This is a genomic window from Tissierella sp. (genome assembly GCF_052089545.1).
Lineage (GTDB): Bacteria > Bacillota > Clostridia > Tissierellales > Tissierellaceae > Tissierella_A.
In genome coordinates, this window is record NZ_JBQDAA010000175.1 from 2,972 (window position 1) to 4,915 (window position 1,944).

The window sequence follows — 1,944 nt, forward strand, 5'->3', positions numbered from 1 at the left end:
ATCCCAACAAATATTAGGATAAGTTTAGTAGATTAAGAAATTTCTTATCCTCCCTCCGAGGTAAATTTAATATAGATAAGGTATCCTGACTTATGCTTTAACCTACTCCTAAAACCTTCCCAAGTATTTTGGTGGTATAACTTTAGTTTCGTACACATATACAGTAGCGGGGGCTGTAATGGATTCCAACCATTTTCCCTTTTAATCCCTTAAGGAATATCTATGTTTTATTTAATTTTAATTCTAAGTTTATTATAACAAATTTTCAATATAGTTCAAGCTTAAAATACTCTACTTATACATACTAACTATTGAGACAATTTTCTCATCCTCGCTTCTATTCCGGTTTTGGTTCTGGATCTGGCTTCGGTTCTGGTTTTGGATCTGGCTCCGGATCTGGCTTCGGTTCTGGTTTTGGATCTGGTTTTGGTTCCGGATCTGGTTTTGGTTCTGGCTTGGGTTCTGGTTTTGGTTTAGGTTTCTGCTCTGGTTTTGGCTTTGGTTTCTGCTCTGGTTTTGGCTTTATAGAAGCTTGTGCTTTAGGTCCAATATGATATATTGCTTCCCTTTCTCTATAATAATCAGAGCTTACTCTTTTTGTTTCTATAACTTTACCATTTTTAACTTTGTGTTTATATGTTGTAACTTTGTATCCATTTCTACCACTTTGTGCAAGCTTTCTAGCTCCAGCTTCTAGGTTATTTTTGCGAATTTCCTTTGTTCTGTGAGGTATTACTTGTGTAATCTTAGGCTTCATTTGGATAGTATAGTCTCTATTTTCTTTATCTCCATATATATCAAAATAAACAGTTCTATTAACTACCCTAGCAGATATATATATAGGATAATCAAAATCGTTCCTAAACTTTAAATCTAAATAATCTCCCGCTACTACTGCATCAAGACCTTTAGCCATATAAGCAGAAGGTATGGAGTGATGGGACCTTTCAGTCACTGTTAAGTCAGCACGTAGTAGTGCATTATATAGTGTAGTTGAAGTTTGACATATGCCTCCCCCAACACCAGGTGTCAAATCACCATCCACTATTACAGGTGCATCTTTGTAGCCCGTTCCTGTATTTACTGGCCCAACAGTTGAATTGTAAGATATATTATCTCCTGGATGAATTATTTTACCATTGAACACTCTAGTTGAAAGTTTAATATTATTTACCCTACCAGGTCCACTTCTATTAAATGTAGTAGAGGAATTACCTATTACTCCATTTATTCTACTATAATATTCTTTTGTATATTTAGGTTTTATAGTCTCCATTGGTATATCTATATCATCTACTTTATCAATTTTATCAATGTTTTCTTTAATTTTAGGAATAAGTTTTTTCTTGTCTACTTTATATCCAGGTTTTCCTTCATCTACTTTAGGATTTCCGCCATTAAAGTTAAACTTAGCATTTACAACTTCTCTATCTATTTCTTTTGCAATATTATCAGCTTCTTCTTCTATTTTTTTGTCATCATATAAAGATTTTAGTTTAATATCTTCTTTATCTTTTTTAAATGACCTTATTTTTTTATATCTTCCAAATAGATTTCCATATCTTCCAAGCTTATAAGCATCATCTACTGCTTTCTCATAATCATACTTAAATCCTATATCTTTTAATGCAATTGTATACTCTTTTTCTTCTCCTTTAAGTTTCATTGGCTTTTCTGTCATTTCTTCTTGTTTTTTATTTTTTACAATTTTAAGAGCTTCTTCTTTAGTTTTGTCACTAACATCTATACCTGAAATTGAAATGCCTTCATATATTTCATCTCTTTCAACTGTGCTTTTTATACTTAATAAAACAATTCCAGAAACTAATATTAAAATAAGTCCTATAGCTATTAACCATCTTTTCATCTACTCACCCTTTACTTATAATAATTTAGCTCGTTGCAGAACTCTACAACTCGCATATTTACTACGTTTATTTACAT

Annotated in this window: 1 protein-coding gene and 1 riboswitch; the gene reads right to left on the bottom strand. The window is 31.8% G+C overall.

The genetic code is table 11. The features are described from left to right. Positions 1-58 precede the first annotated feature (58 nt). Positions 59-238: riboswitch (cobalamin riboswitch) on the bottom strand. Between the two features lie 99 nt (positions 239-337). Next, positions 338-1,867 carry a VanW family protein gene (locus tag ACTHW2_RS10750; protein ID WP_442263917.1) on the bottom strand — a complete coding sequence of 510 codons (1,530 nt, stop codon included), beginning with the start codon at positions 1,865-1,867 and terminating at the stop codon, positions 338-340. Positions 1,868-1,944 lie beyond the last annotated feature (77 nt).

Coding starts and splice junctions, on each gene's coding strand:
- ACTHW2_RS10750 (WP_442263917.1), bottom strand. CDS start 1,867: ATGAAAAGATGGTTAATAGCTATAGGACTTATTTTAATATTAGTTTCT.